Origin of the sequence: Agarivorans albus, from assembly GCF_019670105.1 — a bacterium.
Taxonomy (GTDB): domain Bacteria; phylum Pseudomonadota; class Gammaproteobacteria; order Enterobacterales; family Celerinatantimonadaceae; genus Agarivorans; species Agarivorans albus.
In genome coordinates, this window is record NZ_AP023032.1 from 562,779 (window position 1) to 584,239 (window position 21,461).

23 protein-coding genes and 3 tRNA genes are annotated in these 21,461 nt (G+C 45.5%); 22 read left to right on the forward strand and 4 right to left on the reverse strand.

Features of this window, described 5'->3' with window-relative positions:
* Nucleotides 1–17: 17 nt before the first annotated feature.
* From orn to K5620_RS02715, 5 genes are all read left to right on the forward strand, one after another.
* On the forward strand, nt 18–572 hold the full coding sequence (gene orn / locus K5620_RS02695) for an oligoribonuclease (protein WP_040307241.1): 555 nt from the start codon (nt 18–20) through the stop codon (nt 570–572).
* Nucleotides 573–796: 224 nt separating this feature from the next.
* Nucleotides 797–872: transfer RNA gene (locus K5620_RS02700), tRNA-Gly, on the forward strand.
* A gap of 91 nt (nt 873–963) precedes the next feature.
* Nucleotides 964–1,039: transfer RNA gene (locus K5620_RS02705), tRNA-Gly, on the forward strand.
* A 92-nt stretch (nt 1,040–1,131) separates the two neighbouring features.
* Nucleotides 1,132–1,207: transfer RNA gene (locus K5620_RS02710), tRNA-Gly, on the forward strand.
* 297 nt (nt 1,208–1,504) lie between these two features.
* Nucleotides 1,505–2,224, forward strand: a complete 720-nt coding sequence (locus tag K5620_RS02715) for a DNA alkylation repair protein (protein WP_016403756.1) — start codon at nt 1,505–1,507, stop codon at nt 2,222–2,224.
* Here K5620_RS02715 and ppgK read toward each other — a convergent pair whose 3' ends face one another.
* Together ppgK and queG are read right to left on the reverse strand one after the other, a co-directional pair.
* Nucleotides 2,225–2,962, reverse strand: coding sequence for a polyphosphate--glucose phosphotransferase (gene ppgK, locus K5620_RS02720; protein WP_016403755.1), 738 nt, complete (start codon nt 2,960–2,962; stop codon nt 2,225–2,227).
* A 59-nt stretch (nt 2,963–3,021) separates the two neighbouring features.
* Nucleotides 3,022–4,155: a tRNA epoxyqueuosine(34) reductase QueG gene (gene queG / locus K5620_RS02725; protein ID WP_016403754.1), complete on the reverse strand. Its 1,134-nt coding sequence runs from the start codon at nt 4,153–4,155 to the stop codon at nt 3,022–3,024.
* Here queG and K5620_RS02730 point away from each other — a divergent pair.
* The 11 genes from K5620_RS02730 (at nt 4,154) to K5620_RS02780 (ending at nt 15,627) form a co-directional block, all read left to right on the forward strand.
* Nucleotides 4,154–5,674 carry a bifunctional ADP-dependent NAD(P)H-hydrate dehydratase/NAD(P)H-hydrate epimerase gene (locus tag K5620_RS02730; protein ID WP_016403753.1) on the forward strand — a complete coding sequence of 507 codons (1,521 nt, stop codon included), beginning with the start codon at nt 4,154–4,156 and terminating at the stop codon, nt 5,672–5,674. The genes queG and K5620_RS02730 overlap by 2 nt on opposite strands.
* Nucleotides 5,674–6,144: a tRNA (adenosine(37)-N6)-threonylcarbamoyltransferase complex ATPase subunit type 1 TsaE gene (gene tsaE, locus K5620_RS02735; RefSeq protein ID WP_016403752.1), complete on the forward strand. Its 471-nt coding sequence runs from the start codon at nt 5,674–5,676 to the stop codon at nt 6,142–6,144. Before K5620_RS02730 ends, tsaE begins: the two co-directional genes overlap by 1 nt.
* Nucleotides 6,134–7,483 (forward strand): N-acetylmuramoyl-L-alanine amidase, encoded by a 1,350-nt coding sequence (locus tag K5620_RS02740; protein ID WP_016403751.1) that lies wholly within the window; start codon nt 6,134–6,136, stop codon nt 7,481–7,483. The genes tsaE and K5620_RS02740 overlap by 11 nt, the downstream gene beginning before the upstream one ends.
* A 4-nt stretch (nt 7,484–7,487) precedes the next feature.
* Nucleotides 7,488–9,335, forward strand: a complete 1,848-nt coding sequence (mutL, locus tag K5620_RS02745) for a DNA mismatch repair endonuclease MutL (protein ID WP_016403750.1) — start codon at nt 7,488–7,490, stop codon at nt 9,333–9,335.
* Nucleotides 9,325–10,251: a tRNA (adenosine(37)-N6)-dimethylallyltransferase MiaA gene (gene miaA / locus K5620_RS02750; protein WP_040307644.1), complete on the forward strand. Its 927-nt coding sequence runs from the start codon at nt 9,325–9,327 to the stop codon at nt 10,249–10,251. The genes mutL and miaA overlap by 11 nt, the downstream gene beginning before the upstream one ends.
* Before the next feature lie 86 nt (nt 10,252–10,337).
* Complete coding sequence (gene hfq / locus K5620_RS02755; RefSeq protein ID WP_016403748.1) at nt 10,338–10,586, forward strand: RNA chaperone Hfq; 249 nt, start codon at nt 10,338–10,340, stop codon at nt 10,584–10,586.
* 49 nt (nt 10,587–10,635) lie between these two features.
* Entirely contained in the window at nt 10,636–11,928 is a 1,293-nt protein-coding gene (hflX, locus tag K5620_RS02760; RefSeq protein WP_016403747.1) for a ribosome rescue GTPase HflX, read from the forward strand.
* A gap of 28 nt (nt 11,929–11,956) precedes the next feature.
* Nucleotides 11,957–13,144 (forward strand): FtsH protease activity modulator HflK, encoded by a 1,188-nt coding sequence (hflK, locus tag K5620_RS02765; RefSeq protein WP_016403746.1) that lies wholly within the window; start codon nt 11,957–11,959, stop codon nt 13,142–13,144.
* 3 nt (nt 13,145–13,147) lie between these two features.
* On the forward strand, nt 13,148–14,023 hold the full coding sequence (gene hflC / locus K5620_RS02770; RefSeq protein WP_016403745.1) for a protease modulator HflC: 876 nt from the start codon (nt 13,148–13,150) through the stop codon (nt 14,021–14,023).
* A 32-nt stretch (nt 14,024–14,055) separates the two neighbouring features.
* Nucleotides 14,056–14,244, forward strand: coding sequence for a DUF2065 domain-containing protein (locus K5620_RS21865; RefSeq protein ID WP_084682022.1), 189 nt, complete (start codon nt 14,056–14,058; stop codon nt 14,242–14,244).
* Between the two features lie 87 nt (nt 14,245–14,331).
* Nucleotides 14,332–15,627 carry an adenylosuccinate synthase gene (locus K5620_RS02780; RefSeq protein WP_040307643.1) on the forward strand — a complete coding sequence of 432 codons (1,296 nt, stop codon included), beginning with the start codon at nt 14,332–14,334 and terminating at the stop codon, nt 15,625–15,627.
* Nucleotides 15,628–15,693: 66 nt separating this feature from the next.
* Here K5620_RS02780 and ispB read toward each other — a convergent pair whose 3' ends face one another.
* Nucleotides 15,694–16,665 carry an octaprenyl diphosphate synthase gene (gene ispB / locus K5620_RS02785; RefSeq protein ID WP_016403743.1) on the reverse strand — a complete coding sequence of 324 codons (972 nt, stop codon included), beginning with the start codon at nt 16,663–16,665 and terminating at the stop codon, nt 15,694–15,696.
* A 243-nt stretch (nt 16,666–16,908) separates the two neighbouring features.
* On the opposite strand from ispB, the gene rplU reads away from it, so the two are divergent.
* From rplU to folA, 6 genes are all read left to right on the forward strand, one after another.
* A complete protein-coding gene (rplU, locus tag K5620_RS02790) occupies nt 16,909–17,220 on the forward strand; it encodes a 50S ribosomal protein L21 (protein ID WP_016403742.1) in 312 nt (103 codons plus the stop codon).
* 17 nt (nt 17,221–17,237) lie between these two features.
* Entirely contained in the window at nt 17,238–17,495 is a 258-nt protein-coding gene (gene rpmA / locus K5620_RS02795) for a 50S ribosomal protein L27 (RefSeq protein WP_016403741.1), read from the forward strand.
* Between the two features lie 122 nt (nt 17,496–17,617).
* Nucleotides 17,618–18,790 (forward strand): Obg family GTPase CgtA, encoded by a 1,173-nt coding sequence (gene cgtA, locus K5620_RS02800; RefSeq protein ID WP_016403740.1) that lies wholly within the window; start codon nt 17,618–17,620, stop codon nt 18,788–18,790.
* A gap of 38 nt (nt 18,791–18,828) precedes the next feature.
* Complete coding sequence (locus K5620_RS02805) at nt 18,829–19,650, forward strand: threonine/serine exporter family protein (RefSeq protein WP_016403739.1); 822 nt, start codon at nt 18,829–18,831, stop codon at nt 19,648–19,650.
* Nucleotide 19,651: 1 nt separating this feature from the next.
* Nucleotides 19,652–20,119, forward strand: coding sequence for a threonine/serine exporter family protein (locus K5620_RS02810; protein ID WP_016403738.1), 468 nt, complete (start codon nt 19,652–19,654; stop codon nt 20,117–20,119).
* Between the two features lie 27 nt (nt 20,120–20,146).
* Entirely contained in the window at nt 20,147–20,632 is a 486-nt protein-coding gene (gene folA, locus K5620_RS02815; RefSeq protein WP_016403737.1) for a type 3 dihydrofolate reductase, read from the forward strand.
* On the opposite strand, the gene K5620_RS02820 is transcribed toward folA, so the two are convergent.
* Nucleotides 20,629–21,459 (reverse strand): symmetrical bis(5'-nucleosyl)-tetraphosphatase, encoded by an 831-nt coding sequence (locus K5620_RS02820; protein WP_016403736.1) that lies wholly within the window; start codon nt 21,457–21,459, stop codon nt 20,629–20,631. The two genes, folA and K5620_RS02820, sit on opposite strands and share 4 nt — an antisense overlap.
* Nucleotides 21,460–21,461: the final 2 nt, after the last annotated feature.

The following is a 21,461-nucleotide window of genomic DNA, read 5'->3' on the forward strand; positions in this document are numbered from 1 at the left end:
ATATAAATAGGGTCAACATGACTGTTAGTGAACAGAACTTAGTTTGGGTTGATATGGAGATGACAGGTCTCGAACCCATGACTGATCGCGTTTTAGAGATCGCGACGATTATTACCGACGCTCAATTAAACATTCTTGCAGAAGGGCCGGTGATTGCTGTTCACCAATCTGACGAAGTTTTAGCGGGCATGGATGAGTGGTGTACCAACACTCATACTGGATCTGGTTTGGTTGCTAGAGTTCGTGCCAGCAGTGTTGATGAGAAGCAAGCTGCCCAGCAAACTATCGATTTTATCAAGCAATGGGTGCCTAAGGGCGTATCTCCGATGTGTGGCAATAGCATTGGTCAAGATCGTCGCTTTATGCACCAGTACCTTCCTGAGCTTGAGCAGTTCTTTCATTACCGAAATATAGATGTAAGTACGGTAAAAGAATTGGCTCGCCGTTGGCAGCCAGAAATTTTAGATGGCTTTACTAAAAGCGGTACTCATCTAGCTTTGGATGATATTCGCGAATCAATAGCAGAAATGCAGCATTATCAAAAAACCTTCTTTAAACTGGGCGAAAACTAAACAAACAGTTTAAGAGCTGTAATTTTTTCTTTTGCAGCTCTTGCAAAGGCAAAATTTCCTCGTATAATTCGCAGCCCTAAACAACGTGAAGGCATGGCCTTAGACAGTTTAGGCTGTCACTTTGATTAGTGATAAAAATTAAGCGGCACTAGCTCAGTGTGGTAACAAAGAGTAGCGCAACCTTTGGTTAGGCTCTCAACGCACTAAATAGTGATAAAGATTAAGCGGCACTAGCTCAGTTGGTAGAGCGCAACCTTGCCAAGGTTGAGGTCATCGGTTCGAACCCGATGTGCCGCTCCAAATTAAAACTTTAACTAATACCAAGTAGTTGAAGTTGAGCAGCACTAGCTCAGCGTGGAAGAACACAGCGCTAGATAGTGATAAAAATTAAGCGGCACTAGCTCAGTTGGTAGAGCGCAACCTTGCCAAGGTTGAGGTCATCGGTTCGAACCCGATGTGCCGCTCCAAATTTAAAATTTTAACTAGTACCAAGTAGTTGAAGTTGAGCAGCACTAGCTCAGCGTGGAAGAACACCGCACTCAATAGTGATAAAAATTAAGCGGCACTAGCTCAGTTGGTAGAGCGCAACCTTGCCAAGGTTGAGGTCATCGGTTCGAACCCGATGTGCCGCTCCAAATTAAAGCCCTGCATCATTGATGCGGGGCTTTTTTTTGCCTGCTGTTTTATGGTCAATTAAATACTCAAGCCGTTGTTGGTGGGTTAATACCAATCGTACTAAGTAACGGTTCATTCTATCTGGTTAAAATGCTCGACCACTGCGTTAGAATTTTTGATTGTAGAATAACTGCTTATCGAAAATTTCTGCCTTATTCTCGAGTATTTTTCCTGGGTTATTTCTGATCACTTACTTAGTGTGATTGGTATAAGCTTGTGTTTAACATAAGCATTTTGTTGACCGTAAAGGGTGGGTGATGAATCAAGTCGAACAAGTTCAAAAAGCTTTACGCGAATATGCTGAGCCAGAGAAAGCGGCTTACTTGCCAAAGTTTTTTCAAGCATTGCCAGGTGGTTATGGCGAAGGTGATCAGTTTTTAGGTGTTCGTGTGCCTAATACCAGAAGGGTTGCCAAAGCCTATCCTTTACCTCTAGAGGAGCTCACAGACTTAATCTCTTCTGCCTTTCATGAGGAGCGCTTTTTTGCCTTGGTAGTCATGTGTCAACATTATCAAAAAGCGAAAAATCATCAGCAACAACAAGCGGTGTTGGCGTTTTACCAGCGCTACATAAAGTATGTGAATAATTGGGATTTGGTTGACTGCTCTGCGCCTAAAATTGTTGGCCCTTATATCTGGCAGCATCAAGATTGGGAGCTGCTTGAGCAATTCGCTAGCAGCAGTAGTATGTGGCAGCAACGTATTGCTATGGTGAGTTGCTTTTACTATATACGCCAAAATGATGTTGATTTAACAATTACGCTAGCAAAGCGTTTTCATACCCATGCTCACCCCTTAATGCACAAAGCGGTGGGCTGGATGCTGAGAGAGCTGGCCAAGCGAGATAAGCCAGCGGTAGAGGCATTTTTGCAACAGCACCTTAGCGAACTGCCCAGAGAGCTGCTTCGCTATAGCATTGAGCATTTTGACGAACCGCTTCGCCAATCTTATTTAAGCGGCTCTATTCTCGAATCTTAATTAGCTTTGATGCTGGGCGTACATGGCTGCGCCAACAATGCCAGCCTGGTTTAAGCCCTGTGCTGGCAAAGCTTCAGCTTTTAAATTGAGCTGCGCTTGGTACTTTTCGAATTTTTTACTGGCACCGCCACCAATAATGAAGCAATCGGGCGACATTAAAAACTCGAGGCGCTGTAAGTAAAGGTTGAAGCGCTTGCCCCATTTCTTCCAGCTTAGCTCTTCTGCTTCGCGCACTCTGGCGCTGGCATAGTGCTCGGCTACTCGCCCTTCCAAAATAATATGGCCAAACTCGGTGTTGGGAAGCAATTCGCCATTTACAAACACTGCGCTACCTAAGCCGGTGCCAACGGTAATAATCACTACCACACCTTGGTGTTTGTGACCTGCGCCAAAGGCCATTTCGGCCATACCGGCTGCATCGGCATCGTTCACTACATAACACGGGCAGTCGGTATATTCAGCGAATAGGGCTTCAACGTTGGTGCCAATCCAGCTTTTATCAATATTAGAGGCGGTTTGGGCAACCCCGTGGTGAACCGTTGCAGGAAAGCCGCAACCAATAGGACCTTGCCAAGAGAAATGCTCAACCATCTGCTTTAAGCTTTGGGCTACTGCTTCGGGCGTGGCAGGTTGTGGGGTGGCAATACGGTGACGCTCGCTAATAAGCTCGCCAGTGGTAGAATCTACGATGGCTGCCTTTATGCCGGTGCCACCAATATCAACGCCAAGTAAGTGCATGAGCTGCTTCCATTTTATTTGTTCTTAAAAAGTGTAACAGAACTTATTCTACCGATGCATTAAGCATCACGAGTTAATCCTTTTTCTATAATACGGATCAAACGGGCGGTTTTGCGAGAAGCTTTTGCCGCTTTATTCTGTTGTTGCTCTATCGCCCAATTAACGTGGTGTTGGGCAACGGCTTCAAGCCCTTGCTTGGCGCTTAGCTCGTCAATAGCTTGTTGTGAATAGGCGGCGTTGCCTAAGGCAATCGCGATATTACGTAGCCACTGTTGATAGCCGATCCGACGAATAGGCGAGCCTTCGGTTTTCTTTAAAAACTCTTCTTCGGTCCAGGCAAATAACGCTAACAGTGTTGGTTGATCCAGTTGTTCTCGGGCAGCAAAATCGGCTTCTTGAGTGAGCTGGGCGTAGCGATTCCAGGGGCAGGTAAGTTGGCAATCATCGCAGCCGTAGATGCGATTGCCCATTAGCGGTCGTAATTCTTCCTCAATGATCCCATCGTATTCAATGGTGAGATAAGAAATACAGCGACGTGCATCCACTTGGTAGGGCTCAACAATGGCTTGCGTGGGACAAATGGTGATGCAGGCAACACAATCACCACATTGCTCGTCTACTGGTTGGTCTATGGGCAGGGGTAAATCAACAAATAACTCACCTAAAAAAAACCACGAACCAGCATCTTGGTTGATGATTAAGCTGTGTTTACCAGTCCAACCTAAGCCTGCTTTAGTGGCCAGTTGGCGCTCCATTACCGGGGCTGAGTCGACAAATGGGCGCATATTTAGCTGCTGTTGGCAGTAATCATTAATCGATTTTCCCAGTTGGTTTAGCCGCTTGCGCATTAGCTTATGGTAGTCACGACCCAGCGCATAACGACTAATATATGCCTGATCGCTGGCGCTGAGGCTTTGGGCAAACTTAGCGTCCTCTGGTAGGTAATCCATGCGCACCGAAATGATCCGTTGAGTGCCTTCATGCAGCTGCTCTGGATGTTTACGAAGCTCAAGGTTACGGGCTAAATAGTCCATTTCTCCGTGGTAGTTTTTTGCCAGCCATTGCTCAACATCTTGATGATGTTGACTGAGATCCACATCTGTTATGCCGATCTGCTGAAAACCTAGCGATTTAGCGGTTAGCTTGATATGTTGAACCAGCTGTTTTAGGTCTATTTCGGATAGTAGGGACATGGCTCCAGAGCACCGATTGTTTTCGCACAGTTTACCACAGAGTTTATGGCGCGCCGAAGTAGTGAAACGCCAAGAAGCAGTGCTGGCTGAGCAGCAAGGTATTAGCTTGTATTCTTTGATGGAACAGGCGGGTTTGGCTGCCTTTAAACTGATGCAATGCCAATGGCCCAATGCCAAGCGTATTTTGGTATTAGCGGGTGGTGGCAATAACGGCGGAGACGCCTTGGTGGTTGCGCGGTTGGCCAAGCAAGCTGGTAAAGAGGTAAAAGTGCTTGCCTTAGGTGATTTAGACCGAATGCCTAGTGATGCACAACAAGCCTTAGCTGCCTGGCAAGCCGAGGGCGGACAGCTTGATCTTAGCAAACAATTTGATTGGCCTTGTGATGTGATTATTGATGGCGTGTTGGGCATTGGCTTAAACAGTGATGTGCGAGCGCCATTGCGATCTCTGTTTGCTCAAGTCAATCAAAGCGGCGTGCCAGTGCTTGCCTTAGATTTACCTTCAGGTTTATCTGCTGATACCGGAAAGCTGTTAGGCAGTGCGATAAAAGCTAGCGCTACGATTTGTTTTATCGCTGCCAAACAAGGCTTGTTTACCGGGCAAGCACCTGAATATGTTGGTAAATTGCTATTTGCCGGTTTGGGGCTAAGTGATTTGTTCGAGCAACAAAATACTACTGAAGTTAGCCGTGTAGATTATGCTCAGTTACGCTCGATGCTTGCGCCTAGGGCAAAAATAGCTCACAAGGGTAGTTGTGGCCGAGTGACTTTAGTGGGTGGGAATACTGGAATGGCTGGCGCTATTCGCATGGCTGCCGAAGCCTGTTTACGCACTGGTGCTGGCTTGGTTAATGTATTTACTCAGGCGCAAAATCAGTCGGTGGTGAGTAGCGGACGACCAGAGTTAATGGTTGCAGCAGTGACTAAGCATTCTCTGCAGCTGCTAGATAGGAGTTTAATCCAGGCTAGCTGTAAGGTGATAGGTCCCGGCTTGGGACAAGATGAGTGGGCGCAAGCGCTGTTTTCAGCTGTATTAAGTGAAGACAAAGCCTGCTTGGTCGATGCCGATGCACTTAATCTGTTGGCTAAAGCACCGATGCAGCATGAGCAATGGGTACTAACTCCACATCCAGGTGAGGCAGCGCGTTTGTTGAATTGCTCTGTGGCAGAAGTAGAAAGTGATAGAATTGCCGCTGCTCAAAACATACAGCGCTGTTTTGGCGGTGTATGTGTATTAAAAGGTGCCGGCAGCGTTGTAGCTGGCGCGCAAGGACAAGTGAAGATTTGTACTGTAGGTAACCCCGGCATGGCTTCGGGCGGGATGGGAGATGTTTTGTCTGGTATAATCGGCGGCTTAATCGCCCAATTTGCAGCCAAGCACTCATTGTTTGATATTGCCTGCCTTGGGGTGTGTATTCATGGTATGGCTGCAGATGAAGCTGCAGAACAGGGAGAAAGAGGCATGCTGGCCTCAGATCTAATGCCTTTTATAAGACAACTAGTGAATCCAAAATTGTAATGAAAACGTGGCATATTGAATTAGCTGACGCAGAACAAACCGTAGCTTTAGGCGCATTATTAGCTAAGGCTTGTCGGCAGGCATCAGTTATATATTTAGAAGGTGATTTAGGCGCTGGGAAAACCACTTTAACCCGTGGCTTTATTCAAGGTAAAGGCCACACTGGTAAGGTAAAAAGCCCAACCTACACCTTGGTTGAACCTTATGAATTAGGTGAGTGGCGAGTCAATCATTTTGATTTGTACCGTTTGGCCGACCCTGAAGAGCTAGAATTTATTGGTATTCGCGATTACTTTGCCGACGATTGTTTGTGTTTGGTGGAGTGGCCTGAAAAGGGGCTGGGCTTTTTACCAGCAGCAGACTTGTTGGTTGAGCTAGCTTATCGAGGCGAGCAGCGCAGTGCTCAAGTGAAAGCATTGAGCGAGCAAGGACAAAAAGTAGTGGAGTGGTTGAGTCAACATGCAGGGTAGTTTTAGATTAAGTCGCTGGATAGGCTTAGGATTGTATTTGCTTTGTGGGCTGGCAATGGCCAGTAGCGATGTATCTGGGGTGCGTGTTTGGAGCGGCCCTGATAATACTCGTATTGTATTGGATTTATCTGGTGCGCCACAGTTTAGCCATTTCAACTTAAGTAAACCTAACCGCCTAGTCTTGGATCTCTCCGCTAGTAAAATGCTCAGTGATTTGAGCAAAGTCCCCTTATCTGGCGACTTGGTTAAAAAAATCCGCCCTAGTACGCCAAAGGCTAAAGGCGATTTTCGCTTGGTTATAGAGCTTTCACAAGCGGTTAATCCTACCGTATTTGCTCTTAAGCCTACCGGAAATTATGGCCATCGCTTGGTGATAGACTTGCCAGACAAAGCTGGTAGCGCGCAAATTAAAAAGCAACAACAGCAGATTTCTAAAGCTAAAACGCAGCAGCAGTTAGCGGGCAATCGCGACATTATTATTGCTATCGACGCTGGCCACGGTGGGGAAGATCCCGGCGCCATCGGCAACAAAAGAACCTACGAAAAACACATCACGCTGGCTATCGCTAAGCGTGCACAACGCCTAATTAATCAAGAGCCCGGTTTAAAAGCGGTGTTGATTCGAGAAGGTGACTACTTTGTTAATCTAAATAAGCGCTCGCAAATAGCCCGCAAAAACAAAGCCGATTTTTTGGTGTCGATTCATGCTGATGGATTTACCTCCTCTCAACCAAAAGGTGCTTCAGTTTGGGTGGTATCTACTCGCCGGGCTAAAAGTGAAGTAGGTAGACATTTAGAGCAGCATGAAGCTGAATCTGACCTTTTGGGTGGTGTGGGTGAAGTAATGGGCAGTGTGGAAAATGATGCGCATCTTAACTTCGCTTTAATTGATATGCAGATGGACTACTCAATGAACACCGCTTATGAAGTAGCTAAAAAAGTATTGGGTGAGCTAGGCAAAGTAACCTCGCTACATAAAAAACGTCCCGAGCATGCCAGCCTAGCGGTGCTTAAGTCGCCAGACATTCCTTCTATTTTGGTGGAAGCCGGTTTTATTACCAACCACAAAGAAGAAAAGTTACTAAAAACGGGTAATCACCAAGAAAAGATTGCCAAGGCGGTAGTTAAAGGCATTAAAGCCCATTACCGCACTAAGCCTTTGGCGGGCACTTTGTATGCGCAAACCTATGGCGTGCGTAAGCATACCGTGAGAAAGGGCGAGTCTTTATCGGTGTTGGCTGCTCGTTACAATACCAGCGTTGCGGGTTTGAAAAAGGCCAACAAACTAACTTCAAATACCTTGCGTATCGGTCAAGTGCTGACCATCCCAAATAGTTAATTCGATGCCTATTCAAATATTGCCAGCGCAGCTGGCTAACCAAATTGCCGCCGGAGAAGTGGTAGAACGTCCTGCTTCGGTGGTTAAAGAGCTAATTGAAAACTGCCTTGATGCTGGCGCAACACGTATCGATATCGAAATTGATAAGGGTGGCGCAAAACGCATACTAATTCGCGACAACGGCAGCGGCATTGCTAAAGAGCAGTTGGGTTTAGCGCTTAGTCGCCATGCAACCAGCAAAATAGACAGCCTTGATGATTTAAGTGCTATAGCCACCTTGGGGTTTCGCGGTGAAGCTTTGGCAAGTATTAGCTCGGTCTCTCGCTTAAGTTTAAGTTCTCGTACTGCTGAGCAAGAAAAAGCTTGGCAAGCTCAAGCTGCTGGTCGTGACATGCAAGTTAGTTTGCAACCTTGCGCTCATCCTATTGGCAGTTCGGTAGACGTGCTCGATTTGTTTTTTAATACGCCTGCACGGCGCAAGTTCTTACGTACTGAGAAAACCGAGTTTTCGCACATTGATGAGCTGTTGAAGCGTTTAGCCTTAAGCCGTTTTGATGTGGCGCTGAGTTTAAAACACAATGGCAAATTAATCCGCCAGTATCGCATAGCCACAGACTTGGGTAAGCAGCTGAAGCGAGTAAGCACAGTATTTGGTGCCCCTTTTGCTAACCACTGTTTGCACCTAGATAATCAGCATGACCAACTACGTTTACACGGTTGGTTAGGTTTACCGGAAGTGGCTCGTGCGCAAAACGACCAGCAGTATTTTTATGTGAACGGTCGGATGATGCGCGACAAGTTGCTACAACACGCTATTCGCCAAGCATTTGCAGCCTATTTGCCCGATGAACAATATGCCAGTTATGTATTATTTCTGGAGTTGCCATTAGACCAAGTCGATGTGAATGTGCACCCGGCTAAGCATGAAGTGCGCTTTCATCAAGCCCGTTTGGTGCATGACTACATCGTACAAGTACTGGCATCAGCCTTGAGTAAAATTCCGGCTCATAATCACACTGGTGAACTGCTGGTTTACCAAGATGAACCGGTAAATGAAATATTCGCTCCACCACTAGCGCAAGTTGCTCATAGCTACACCAGTGCAGCTCCTGCCACGCCGAGAGTGAGCGAAGGTCGCCAGAGCTACCAGTCAAGCCTTCAGCGAGCCGATAAGCCGCGATCCTCAGAGTTATCAGCTAATCATCAGTGGTTGAGCAGTGCTGCCGATTTTACTCGTGAAGCAACTAGAGCTGACTCTACTAGCCAAGTAAGTTCTGTGAGTGCTAAGCCACAGGCCGCTGCGCTTTATCCTTTGCATTTAGTTGAAAGCGCCTATTTGTTAGCGCGTATTGGCGAGAAGCTGATATTGCTTGACCTTTGGGCTTGCCAGCAACACTTAGCCTATAGCCAAGCAATGCAACAGTGGCCGCAAGGCTTAGATAGCGTTCCTTTGCTATTGCCGTTAAAACTAGCTTTAGATGAGCCAATGCATCTTTTACTAAGCCAACAGCAAGAAGCACTGCGGCGTATCGGCTTTGTGTTTAATATTGCTAACAAGCAGCAAGTTATCGTGGCTCAAGTGCCAAAGTTGATACGCAAAGCCGACTTTGCTCAGTTAATCCCAAGCTTATTAACTGCGATGAGTCAACTTCCCGATTCAGAATGGCAGCAAGCCGAAGCCTTGTTAAGTGGGCTAATTAAGCTACAAAGCAAACCTAAAGAGCACACTTGGCAACAGGCGATAGAGTTAAGCCAACAATTGCATAGTCACAATCCGAGTCAACTGCCTAAGCATCTGTGGCGAGCGGTAGATTTAAGTGCCAGCATCGAGAGTTTTAATCATGACAACTAGCCTGCCTGTTATTACGTTGATGGGGCCTACGGCCTCAGGCAAAACCGCTTTAGCTATTCAGCTTCATCAGCAAATGGGTGCTGAATTGGTTAGTGTTGATTCTGCATTAATCTATCGTGGAATGGATATCGGCACCGCTAAGCCTACTGCCGAAGAACAGCAGCAAGCCCCACACGCTCTAATTGATATTTGCGATCCTACTGAAGTGTATTCAGCCGCCGATTTTCGTCGCGATGTTCTAGAGCAAATTGATGCCATTCATGCGCGTGGCAATGTCCCGCTGTTGGTGGGCGGCACCATGTTGTATTTTAAAGCCTTAGTGGACGGCATTGCAGATTTGCCAGAAGCTGATGCAGCCTTACGCAGTGAGATTCAGCAGCAAGCAGCAGACGGTTCCTGGGAAAGTTTGCATCAAGAACTTAGCCAATACGATCCCACCTCCGCAGCAAGGATCAATGTAAACGATCATCAGCGCTTAATGAGGGCGGTTGAAGTATATCGTTTAACCGGTAAATCTCTGACTGAGATTAATAATCAACCGCTTGCCCCCTTACCTTATAAAATCCACCAGTTTGCTATAGCGCCGAAAGAAAAAGCCCAACTGCACCATCTCATAGAAGTGCGATTTAAGATGATGTTGGAACTTGGCTTTGAAGCCGAGGTCAAATCGCTGATGCAGAGGGGGGATCTAGATTTAAGTTTGCCGTCTATGCGGAGCGTTGGGTATCGCCAAATGTGGCAATATCTAAGTGGCGAGATGGATTATGATGAAATGGTATTTCGTGGTGTAGTGGCTACACGGCAACTGGCTAAAAAACAAATGAATTGGTTAAAAAGCTGGTCAGATCTCACTTGGTTACAGAGTGGTGATCCAAGAAATAACAAAATAATTACTAATTCGCTAAGTGATACTTGAAATTGTCGCTATAAGGCTCCAAGTTAGTGGTATATAATCGAATTTGATCTATGCCAATTAATTAATAAGAAAAAAGGAACAATAACATGGCGAAGGGGCAATCATTACAAGACCCATTTTTGAATGCGTTACGACGTGAGCGTATTCCCGTTTCAATTTATTTAGTAAACGGTATTAAGTTGCAAGGCCAAGTTGAATCATTTGATCAGTTTGTCATCTTGTTGAAGAACACTGTCAGCCAGATGGTATACAAACATGCTATCTCTACTGTGGTGCCAGCTCGCGCTGTTCCACACCATACCCCAGTATCTGACGACTCGAAGAACGACGAATAGCATTTGCGAAGGCTTATCAGCCTTGGTAAATGCCAAGGAGTAAAATAGCTTGTTTGACCGTTATGAAGCAGGTGAACAAGCCATCTTAGTACATGTAAATTTTAGTGACGAAGATGAGCGAGAAGACCTGGAAGAGCTGAAGATGTTAGTCAGCTCTGCAGGCGTAAATGCGGTGGCTACCATCACCGGTAGCCGAGTTTCTCCCCACCCTAAGTACTTTGTAGGTGCAGGAAAAGCAGAAGAAATCGCAGAATTAGTGAAAAGTGCCCAAGCGGATGTGATTATTTTTAATCACGCTTTATCGCCAGCACAGGAGCGAAACTTAGAAATGCTCTGTGAGGCGCGGGTTTTAGATCGTACCACCCTCATTTTAGATATTTTTGCCCAACGCGCGCGAACCCACGAAGGTAAGTTGCAAGTTGAGCTAGCGCAATTGCGCCATATGTCGACCCGATTAATACGCGGCTGGACTCACCTAGAAAGACAAAAGGGCGGTATCGGTTTACGCGGCCCAGGTGAAACTCAGTTAGAAACCGATCGACGTTTATTGCGTGCGCGTATTAAACAAATTCAACAGCGTTTAGAAAAGGTTGGTAAACAACGAGAGCAGGGCAGAAGAGCAAGGCAACGTGCCGAGTTACCCACTGTCTCCTTAGCTGGCTATACCAATGCAGGTAAGTCGACTTTGTTTAATCGAATTACTGAATCTAAGGTTTATGCCGCAGATCAGTTGTTTGCAACCCTAGATCCAACACTACGGAAAATTGATATTGAGGACGTAGGTAAGGTGATACTTGCCGATACCGTGGGCTTTATTCGCCACCTTCCTCATGACTTAGTGGCGGCTTTTAAAGCCACCCTAACCGAAACCCGTGAAGCCCAGCTATTATTACATGTGATTGATTGTAGTGATGAAAGAATGGCTGAAAACGTTGAGCAGGTTGAGGTAGTATTAGATGAAATAGGGGCAGGAGATATCCCTTTCTTGCAGGTCTACAATAAAGTAGATCAACACCCTGATATGAGTCCACGTATTGAGCGTGATGACCAAGGTTTACCCCAAAAAGTGTGGGTATCGGCGTTAACGGGAGAAGGTTTGCCTTTGTTGTTTAAGGCAATCAGCGAGCGTTTAGTCGGTGACATGGTTAACCACACTTTACGTTTGCCTCCTAGTGAAGGGCGCTTGCGTAGTCGTCTGTATCAGTTAGACTGCGTAGCAGGTGAACGTTTAGACGATGAAGGAAATATCGTTGTAGATATCCGACTTGATGCTATTGCATGGCAACGGTTAGATAAACAGTTCGACCATAGTTTGGAAAGTTTTATTGCTCAATGTGAGTAGGCATTAACTTTAATTTCTGGAGACACAGATGGCCTGGAATGAGCCTGGCAACAAAGGTGGCGGCGGTGACCGTGACCCTTGGGGCAATAACAATAAGAATGGTAATCAGGGTCCGCCTGATTTAGATGAAGTAATTACTAAGCTAAGCCGTAAGTTTGGTGGCATTTTTGGTGGTGGTAAAAAGCCATCATCTGGTGGCAGCAGCGGTGGTGTGAGTGGTTTTGGCATTGCTGTAGTAGTGGTCATCTTGGCTGTTATTTGGGTAGCGAGCGGTTTCTACACCATTAAAGAAGCTGAAAAGGGCGTAATTCTTACCTTTGGTAAATACGACCCTGAATCAGGTTTGGTAGATTCTGGTTTGAACTGGAAAGCAACCTTTGTTCAAGAAGTGATTCCAGTGAACGTAGAGGCTATTCGCTCTTTACCAGCATCGGGCTTTATGCTGACTGAAGACGAAAACGTTGTACGTGTAGAGATGGATGTACAGTACAAAGTGGTTCGTCCACATGCTTATCTGTTTAGTGTGACTGCGCCAGATGATAGCTTGGCACAAGCTACCGACAGTGCCTTGCGTTACGTGATTGGTCACACCACCATGGATGATATTTTAACCACGGGTCGTGAAGTTGTACGTAGCGAAACCGAAGCCTTATTAAACAAAATCATCGAACCTTATAACTTAGGTATTGAAGTGGTTGACGTGAACTTCCTGCCGGCTCGTCCGCCAGAAGAAGTTAAAGATGCCTTCGATGATGCTATCTCTGCACAAGAAGATGAGCAGCGTTTCATTCGTGAAGCTGAAGCTTATCAACGTGAAATTGAACCACGAGCACGTGGTCGAGTTCAGCGTATTGAGCAAGAAGCCCAAGGTTATCAAGAGCAGATTGTATTGCGTGCACAAGGTGAAGTGGCTCGTTTTGAGCAATTGCTTCCAGAATACGAAAATGCGCCAGACGTAACTCGCCACCGTTTATATCTAGAGACGATGGAAGAGATTTACGGTAAGTCGAACAAAGTGCTGATTGATGCTTCTAATAACAGCAACATGCTTTACTTGCCTATCGACAAGCTAATGGAGCAAGGCCAGCAGCCTACTCAACGTAAATCTAGCTCGGGCAATAAACCATCTACTATAAGTTCAGAGCCTGCTAGCTCGATTCCGTCACGCCCTTCGTCGATTCGAAGCAGTGACCGCTCTAGTTCGGGGAGAAACTAAGCCATGAAACAATTAGCTATTTTTGGCATTATTTTAGCCTTGTTAGTGGGTTACTCGTCGGTATTTGTAGTGAACGAAGGCGAGCGTGGTATTGTTATTCAGTTTGGTAAAGTAAAACGTACCGCTGATGGCGCAACCAAGGTTTACCCACCGGGTTTACAGTTTAAGGTTCCATTTATTGATTCTGTGCGTACTTTAGATGCACGTATTCAAACTTTAGATGGCAACGCTGACCGTTTTGTAACCTCTGAGAAAAAAGACTTAATTATTGATTCTTACGTGAAATGGCGAATCGCTGATTTTTCACAATTCTACCTATCAACAGGTGGTTCAGTACTGCAAGCTGAGTCTCTGTTAACACGCAAGATTAACAATGGTCTTCGTAGCGAAATTGGTGCTCGTACTATTCGCGATATCGTATCTGGTGAACGTGGCCAAGTAATGGAAGATGCGCTTAAACGTATGGCGCGTTCTTCTGAGATTGGTATCGAAGTTACCGATGTGCGTATTAAGCAAATCAACTTACCTGATGAAGTAAGTAGTAGTATTTACCAACGGATGCGTGCAGAACGTTTAGCAGTAGCTAAAGAGCACCGTTCGCAAGGTCAAGAGCAAGCCGAGATTATTCGCGCTAACGTTGACCGCCGTGTAAATGTATTGCTGGCCGATGCAGATAAGCGTGGTCGTGAAATGCGTGGTGAAGGTGATGCTACAGCCGCTAAAATTTACGCAGACGCTTATACTAAGAACCCAGAGTTCTATAAGTTCTGGCGTAGCTTAATGGCCTATCGCACCAGTTTCGATAACGGCGGAGACGTAATGGTGTTAGAACCAGATAGCGAATTCTTCCGTTATATGAAAGAACCTGCGAAACAATAATACTGAGGGCCCAGTTAACGCTGGGCTTTTTTATGACAGATTCTGTATTACTTGCATTGGCTCTAGTGTGCCTTATCGAAGGCCTAGGGCCTTTATTGTTTCCTAAGCGTTGGAAACGTCTACTAAAAACATTATCGGAAGCGCCGGCGAGTAATATTCGGCAAATTGGACTCGGCTTAGTGGGTGTTTCTATTATACTCTTGTATGTGATTAATCTTTGACCTTGGCACATAAAATCGGTATAACATGCACCCCTTGACTGTCCGATTTCTGCTAGAATCGCTTTTTAACTGAGACGACAAAAGACAATGGGAAAGAACGTAGTGATCCTTGGCTCCCAATGGGGAGACGAAGGCAAGGGTAAGATCGTAGACTTGCTTACCGACAAATCAAGCTATGTGGTGCGCTATCAAGGCGGTCACAATGCTGGTCATACCTTAGTTATTGACGGTGAAAAAACTGTCCTCCACTTAATACCATCTGGTGTACTTCGCGATAACGTTACCTGCGTAATTGGTAATGGCGTGGTATTAGCACCTGATGCGCTATTTAAAGAAATGGCTATGCTCGAAGAGCGCGGCGTTCCTGTAAAAGAACGCTTGGTGATCAGTGAGGCTTGTCCTCTAATTTTGCCTTACCATGTTGCCTTAGACATGGCGCGCGAAAAAGCGCGTGGTAAAAACGCTATTGGTACTACTGGTCGTGGTATCGGTCCAGCTTATGAAGATAAAGTTGCTCGTCGCGGTTTACGTGTTGGCGATTTGTTCGACATGGAGCAATTTGCTACCAAGCTAAAAGAAGTGATGGAGTACCATAACTTCCAACTTAATCATTACTACGACGCGCCAAGCGTAAGTTATGAAGAAGTGCTTGAGCAAATGACCAAGATGGCGCCAGTAATTACGGCTATGGTAACTGACGTTACTGACTTGCTAGATAAGGCTCGTCGTCGTGGTGACTCAATTATGTTTGAAGGTGCTCAAGGCACTTTATTAGACATTGACCACGGCACCTATCCGTTTGTTACTTCATCAAATACTACTGCTGGTGGCGTAGCTACGGGTAGTGGTTTTGGCCCTTGCCATTTAGATTATGTTTTGGGCATTACTAAGGCTTACACCACGCGTGTGGGTTCTGGTCCTTTCCCTACAGAGCTTGATGATGACATCGGCCAACACTTAGGCGTGAAAGGTCATGAGTTTGGTGCAACGACTGGCCGTAAACGCCGTTGTGGTTGGTTAGACGCAGTAACAATGCGTCGCGCAGTACAAATTAACAGCTTGTCAGGTTTGTGTTTAACCAAACTAGATGTACTAGATGGCTTGGAAGAGTTAAAGATTTGTACTGGTTACAAAATGCCTAATGGCGATGTTCTGTCAGTTCCGCCTATGGCAGCTGAAGGTTACGAAGTGGCTGAGCCTGTGTATGAATCAATGCCTGGTTGGTCGGAGAACACCTTTGGTGTAACTGCTCGCGAGCAACTGCCACAAGCAGCATTAAACTACATAGCGCGCATTGAAGAGCTATTAGAAGTGCCGGTTGACATTATTTCAACTGGCCCAGATCGTGTAGAAACTATTATTTTACGCCATCCTTTTGCTTAATTAATGTTGAGCTAATAAAAAGGCTGCCCTTAGGCAGCCTTTTTTGTATCCATTTAATAAAACTAGCTAAGCGGCGCGGTCGGCTGCGATATTGGCTAGGCTCATAAGCGCTTGCTTGTAGTCACTGTCAGCAATCAAGGTTAAAGCGTCAATCGCTTTTTGTGCTTCTTCAGCTGCGCGCTCTCGGCAGTAATCAAGTGCCTTGGTTTTGTCTAAAATCGCTAATATCGCGTCGAGTTGGTCGCGCGAGCCACCTTGTTTAATGGCTTCGCTAATTAGCGCCTTATCGGCTGGCTCAGCTTGTTCCATGGCGTAGATAAGCGGTAGGGTTGGCTTACCTTCTGCTAGGTCGTCACCCACGTTTTTGCCCATCTCGGCTTGGTCTGCAACATAATCCAATACATCATCCATAATTTGAAATGCTGTGCCTAGGTATTTGCCGTAGTCTTGCATTGCAAGTTCTATCTCAGCGCTTTGTTCACCAATTACTGCTGCTAAGCGAGTCGCCGCTTCAAACAATTTGGCTGTTTTGCAATAAATAACTTCAAAGTAACGTGCTTCATCTGTATCAGGGTCGTTGCAGTTAATTAGCTGTAATACTTCACCTTCCGCAATTACATTGGTGGCATCGGCTAGTATGTCCATCACTTTAAGGTTTTGCAGTTGGGTCATTAACTGGAAAGAGCGTGAGTAGAGGAAGTCGCCAACTAATACACTGGCTGCGTTGCCAAAGCGTGCATTGGCAGTATCTTTACCGCGGCGTAATTCGGATTCATCAACTACATCATCGTGTAAGAGAGTAGAGGTATGAATGAATTCAATAATGGCCGCAAGTTTGATGTGTTGATCTTGCTGATAACCTAAAGCTCGCGCTGCCAATACGGTCAACAGCGGTCGGATCCTTTTGCCACCACTATTTACAATATAAAAAGAGATTTGGTTTATAAGAGCCACATCTGATTCGAGTTCTTTAAAGATAAGCTCGTTTACCGCAGACATGTCTTGATCAGACAGCTTTTTTATCGCATCCAATTGCATAATTTCTTATTAGAGGTTGTTGCCGATGATTCAGCAATATTATGGTGATAATTTAATGCTGTAATAGTATCTCAATTCCTTTGTTTAAGCAGCTTTCACCGCTTAAAATTCTTGGCCTTGCGTGATTTTTAAACTTTTTTGAAATTCCCCTTGCGGGAACAGATCTTTTTCCGTAGAATCCGCCGTCATTGTTGAGAATTATAGACACCTTGAAATATCAGGTGTAAGCGGAGTTTGAAGAAAATGTACGCGGTTATCCTAAGTGGTGGTAAACAGCACCGTGTGGCCGAAGGTCAAACACTTCGCCTTGAGAAACTAGACGTTGAGACTGGTAACACAGTTGAATTTGATAACGTATTACTAGTTGCTAATGGCGAAGACGTTAAAGTAGGCGCACCTTATGTAGATGGTACCAAAGTAACAGCTGAAGTTGTTTCTCATGGTCGTGGCGATAAAGTTAAAATCGTTAAGTTCCGTCGTCGTAAGCATTCACGTAAGCAACAGGGCCACCGTCAGTGGTTCACTGAAGTTCGCATTACAGGCATTAACGGTTAATTTAGAGGAAAATACTCATGGCACATAAAAAGGCTGGTGGTAGTACTCGTAACGGTCGCGATTCGGAAAGCAAACGCCTAGGTGTTAAGCGTTTCGGTGGCGAGTCTGTATTAGCGGGTAGCATTATTGTTCGTCAACGTGGTACTAAGTTCCACGCTGGCTCTAACGTTGGTATCGGTAAAGACCATACTCTTTTCGCAACTGCCGAAGGCAAAGTGAAATTTGAAGTTAAAGGTCCTAAAAACCGTAAGTTTGTAAGCATCGAAGCTGAATAAACGTCCAACTCGATATTTGAAAAGCCCCGCAACTGCGGGGCTTTTTTTTTCCAAGAAACCACTATTTCGCTTACGAAGTAGGCGTGGTGCATTATAGTTAAGCGATAATGCTGGAGTGAAAAATGAAATTTGTAGATGAAGCGGTAATTAAAGTAGACGCCGGTGACGGCGGCAATGGCACCATTAGTTTCCGTCGTGAGAAGTATGTTCCACGTGGCGGTCCTGATGGTGGTGATGGCGGAGATGGCGGCAGTGTATATTTAGTAGCCGATGAAAACCTAAACACCTTGATTGATTACCGCTTTGAACGTTTTCATAAAGCAGAGCGTGGCGAAAATGGCCAGGGTTCTAATTGTACTGGTAAGCGTGGTGAGGATTTAGAGCTGCCTGTGCCGGTTGGTACGCGAGCGCGTGATCAAGACACTGGAGAGATCCTTGGCGATCTTACCCAACATAAACAACGTTTGTTGGTGGCTAAAGGTGGTTTTCATGGTTTAGGTAATACTCGCTTTAAGAGCAGTACTAACCGTGCGCCTCGTCGTAAATCTAACGGTACTCCCGGTGAAGTTCGCAACCTTCAATTGGAGCTATTGCTACTTGCCGACGTAGGTATGTTGGGGTTGCCAAATGCGGGTAAATCCACCTTTATTCGCAGCGTATCTGCAGCTAAACCTAAGGTGGCTGATTACCCATTTACTACACTTATTCCTAATTTAGGCGTGGTGCGTCAATCAGAAAACCGCGGTTTTGTTATTGCTGATATTCCCGGTTTGATTGAGGGCGCTGCAGATGGAGCAGGGCTTGGCGTGCGTTTCTTAAAGCACCTAGAGCGTTGTCGTGTATTGTTGCATATGGTGGATGTACTACCGGCTGATGGTAGCGACCCAGCGGAAAATGCCATCACTATTATCAACGAGCTAGAGCAATACAGCGAAAAGCTATTCGAAAAACCACGTTGGTTGGTATTTAATAAAGTCGACTTAGTACTTGAAGAAGAAGCTGAAGAGATCCGCCAAAAAGTGATTGAAGCGCTAGATTGGCAAGGTGAGGTTTTCTCAATTTCTGCTTTAGAAAACAATGGAACTAAAGACATTTGTAAAGCGATTGGTCAATTTATTGAAACCCTACCAGTGGTTGAAGAAGAAATGGCCGAGCGTGAAGAAGTTAAATTCCAGTGGGATGACTATCATCAACAACAAATCGACAAAGCAAACCAAGAAGATTGGGATGATGAAGACGACGATGATGATTGGGATGATGACGATTATGATGTAGAGGTTATCTACCAGCCATAGTAAGCTATCACTAGTGGTAGTATTACTTGGATCGTTACATGTTACGCTCATTTAGGAACTCTCCGGAGCCTGTTCAGGCTCCGGTTCGTACCATTTCTCTAGAACAACAAACTCGAATTTGTCGTGTTGCAGTGCAAGCTGGCAGAATCATGCAGCAGCATGGCGCTGAAAGTAAGCTAATTGAAGAAACGACAGTCCGTTTAGGCAAAGCTTTAGGGCTGGATAGCGTAGAGTTGGCAATCACTGCTAATGCGCTGATCCTCACAGGTTTGTCTCAAGGGCGTTGTATTACAACTACTCGCCGGGTGTACGATCGCGGCATTAACATGCATATGGTATGCGAAGTGCAGCGGATCACCATTATGGCGGAGAAGCAGCTATTAGATGTTGATGACGTAGTTAAACGTTTAGAACGCTTGCAGCCATACAAACATAATCGCTGGTTAGTGGTGTTTATGATTGGTATGTCTTGCGCGTGCTTTAGCCGATTATTTGGCGGTGATTGGGCGGTATTTGCAATGACCTTTGTCGCCTCTGCTGTTGCTATGTTGTTTCGCCAAGAAATGGCGCATCGCCACCATAACCCCATTCTTAATTTTGGCATGACCGCCTTTGTGGCTACTACTATCGCCGGTTTAGCGGTACGTTATGATATCGGCAATCAACCACAAACGGTAATGGCAGCATCGGTGTTGCTGTTGGTACCAGGTTTCCCATTGATTAATGCTGTTTCAGACATGGTAAAAGGTCATATCAGTATGGGGATTTCACGCTGGTTTTTTGCCTCTCTGCTTAGTTTGGGCGTGGCCATGGGAATCGCATTGTCGATGTGGGCCACTGGCGTAAGTGGGTGGTTATAAGATGATTGAATTACTAGCATTACTACTCGAAGATGCGCTGTTTTCAGCGGTGCCGGCGGTTGGCTTCGCTATGGTGTTTAATGTGCCTACTCGCATGTTAGGTTTTTGTGCCATTGGTGGTGCGTTTGCACATAGCCTCAGAACGTTATGTATTTACTGGGGAGTGCCACTTGAATGGGCAACCTTAGTGGCGTCTACCAGCGTGGGCTTAATTGGCGTTTATTGGTCACGTCGTTACTTAATTCCACGACCTGTATTTACGGTAGCCTCTATCATTCCGATGATTCCGGGTAGCTATGCGTTTACTACCATGGTGGGAATTATTAGCTTATACAGCAATGGTTTTAGTGAACCTTTATTAGCTACCATTATCGAAAATGGTTTAAGAACAATGTTTATTTTAATGGCCTTGAGTTTTGGCTTGGCGATACCATCGGTAGTGATATACCGTGGTCGGCCAATTGTTTAGAGCCCTAAGTTTAAAAAAGGTAAAACAGTGAAAGTAGCAATGATAGCCGCAATGGCAAAGCAACGAGTCATCGGCAAAGATAACCAAATGCCTTGGCATTTACCGGCTGATCTTAAGCATTTTAAAGCGGTTACTATGGGCAAGCCGGTTATTATGGGGCGCTTAACTTATCAGTCTATTGGTCGCCCACTGCCGGGTCGATTAAATATAGTGGTAAGTCGCAATGTGGATTTAGTCATAGAGGGGGTTACGGTAGTTAACACCGTTCAGGCGGCTTTAGATTTAGTTAAAGACGAAGCTGAGGTGATGGTTATTGGTGGCGGAAATATTTACCAACAGTGTTTAGCGTTTGCCGATACCCTGTATTTAACCTTTATTGAAAAAGAGGTGGAAGGAGACGCCCACTTCCCAGATTACCAAAAGTATCAATGGCAACAACTTGCTAGCGAAAAGCACCTAGCTGATGAGAAAAATCCTTACAACTATGAGTTTGTTACCTTAGAGCGCGTTTAGTTGCTTATATTTTTGTCTAGGCAATCTTGAGTGTACATGCGCTGGTCTTCCCAGCGCAGCATGGATAAATGATTACCCCATACACAGCCTGTATCTAGCCCAGAGACTAAGTCGTGCTTACTCTTGCCCATTAGCGCAGCCCAGTGCCCAAATACAATATGCGTTTCTTTAAGGTGCTTTCCGGGGATTTCAAACCAAGGTTTTAGGTTAGGGTTAGTATTTTTGTTGGGAGGCAGCTTTGATTCAAAATCAAGGCTAGCATCAGGGAAGCAATAACGCATCCGGGTAAACACATTGATAATGCACCTTAGGCGGTCATATCCCACTAATTCATCACTCCAATGAGCAGGTTCATTACTGTACATATTCTTTAGTAACGACAAGTAGTCATTACCTGAAAGCTGTTTGTGAACTTCCTTGCCGAGTTTGAGTGCTTTGCTGACTTTCCACTTGGGGTAAATGCCCGCGTGCACCATTACTACATCGAAGTCTGGGTGCTTCTTAATTAAGGGTTGTTGGCGCAGCCAATACAGTAATTCGTTTTTGTCGGGGGCTTCGAGTAAATCTTGTATCTTGTCGCGACGTTTAGCCCGGTGAATACCGTTGGCTACCGCTAACAAGTGCAAATCGTGATTACCTAAAACCACCTGAGCAGCGCTGCCTAGCTCCTTAACGAAGCGTAAGGTTTCTAGAGATTTAGGGCCTCGAGCAACTAAGTCTCCAGCGAGCCAGAGTTGATCTTTTTTAGTGGAGAATTTGCACTGTTTTAACAGTGCTATTAATTCATCCAAGCAACCTTGGATGTCACCAACAAAATAAGTCGCCATGG

Coding starts and splice junctions, on each gene's coding strand:
- hflK (WP_016403746.1), top strand. CDS start 11,957: ATGGCCTGGAATGAGCCTGGCAACAAAGGTGGCGGCGGTGACCGTGAC.
- queG (WP_016403754.1), bottom strand. CDS start 4,155: ATGTCCCTACTATCCGAAATAGACCTAAAACAGCTGGTTCAACATATC.
- K5620_RS02805 (WP_016403739.1), top strand. CDS start 18,829: ATGTTACGCTCATTTAGGAACTCTCCGGAGCCTGTTCAGGCTCCGGTT.
- K5620_RS02780 (WP_040307643.1), top strand. CDS start 14,332: ATGGGAAAGAACGTAGTGATCCTTGGCTCCCAATGGGGAGACGAAGGC.
- K5620_RS02730 (WP_016403753.1), top strand. CDS start 4,154: ATGGCTCCAGAGCACCGATTGTTTTCGCACAGTTTACCACAGAGTTTA.
- K5620_RS02715 (WP_016403756.1), top strand. CDS start 1,505: ATGAATCAAGTCGAACAAGTTCAAAAAGCTTTACGCGAATATGCTGAG.
- cgtA (WP_016403740.1), top strand. CDS start 17,618: ATGAAATTTGTAGATGAAGCGGTAATTAAAGTAGACGCCGGTGACGGC.
- tsaE (WP_016403752.1), top strand. CDS start 5,674: ATGAAAACGTGGCATATTGAATTAGCTGACGCAGAACAAACCGTAGCT.
- K5620_RS02810 (WP_016403738.1), top strand. CDS start 19,652: ATGATTGAATTACTAGCATTACTACTCGAAGATGCGCTGTTTTCAGCG.
- mutL (WP_016403750.1), top strand. CDS start 7,488: ATGCCTATTCAAATATTGCCAGCGCAGCTGGCTAACCAAATTGCCGCC.
- rplU (WP_016403742.1), top strand. CDS start 16,909: ATGTACGCGGTTATCCTAAGTGGTGGTAAACAGCACCGTGTGGCCGAA.
- K5620_RS02820 (WP_016403736.1), bottom strand. CDS start 21,459: ATGGCGACTTATTTTGTTGGTGACATCCAAGGTTGCTTGGATGAATTA.
- miaA (WP_040307644.1), top strand. CDS start 9,325: ATGACAACTAGCCTGCCTGTTATTACGTTGATGGGGCCTACGGCCTCA.
- rpmA (WP_016403741.1), top strand. CDS start 17,238: ATGGCACATAAAAAGGCTGGTGGTAGTACTCGTAACGGTCGCGATTCG.
- ppgK (WP_016403755.1), bottom strand. CDS start 2,962: ATGCACTTACTTGGCGTTGATATTGGTGGCACCGGCATAAAGGCAGCC.
- hfq (WP_016403748.1), top strand. CDS start 10,338: ATGGCGAAGGGGCAATCATTACAAGACCCATTTTTGAATGCGTTACGA.
- K5620_RS02740 (WP_016403751.1), top strand. CDS start 6,134: ATGCAGGGTAGTTTTAGATTAAGTCGCTGGATAGGCTTAGGATTGTAT.
- K5620_RS21865 (WP_084682022.1), top strand. CDS start 14,056: ATGACAGATTCTGTATTACTTGCATTGGCTCTAGTGTGCCTTATCGAA.
- hflC (WP_016403745.1), top strand. CDS start 13,148: ATGAAACAATTAGCTATTTTTGGCATTATTTTAGCCTTGTTAGTGGGT.
- orn (WP_040307241.1), top strand. CDS start 18: ATGACTGTTAGTGAACAGAACTTAGTTTGGGTTGATATGGAGATGACA.
- ispB (WP_016403743.1), bottom strand. CDS start 16,665: ATGCAATTGGATGCGATAAAAAAGCTGTCTGATCAAGACATGTCTGCG.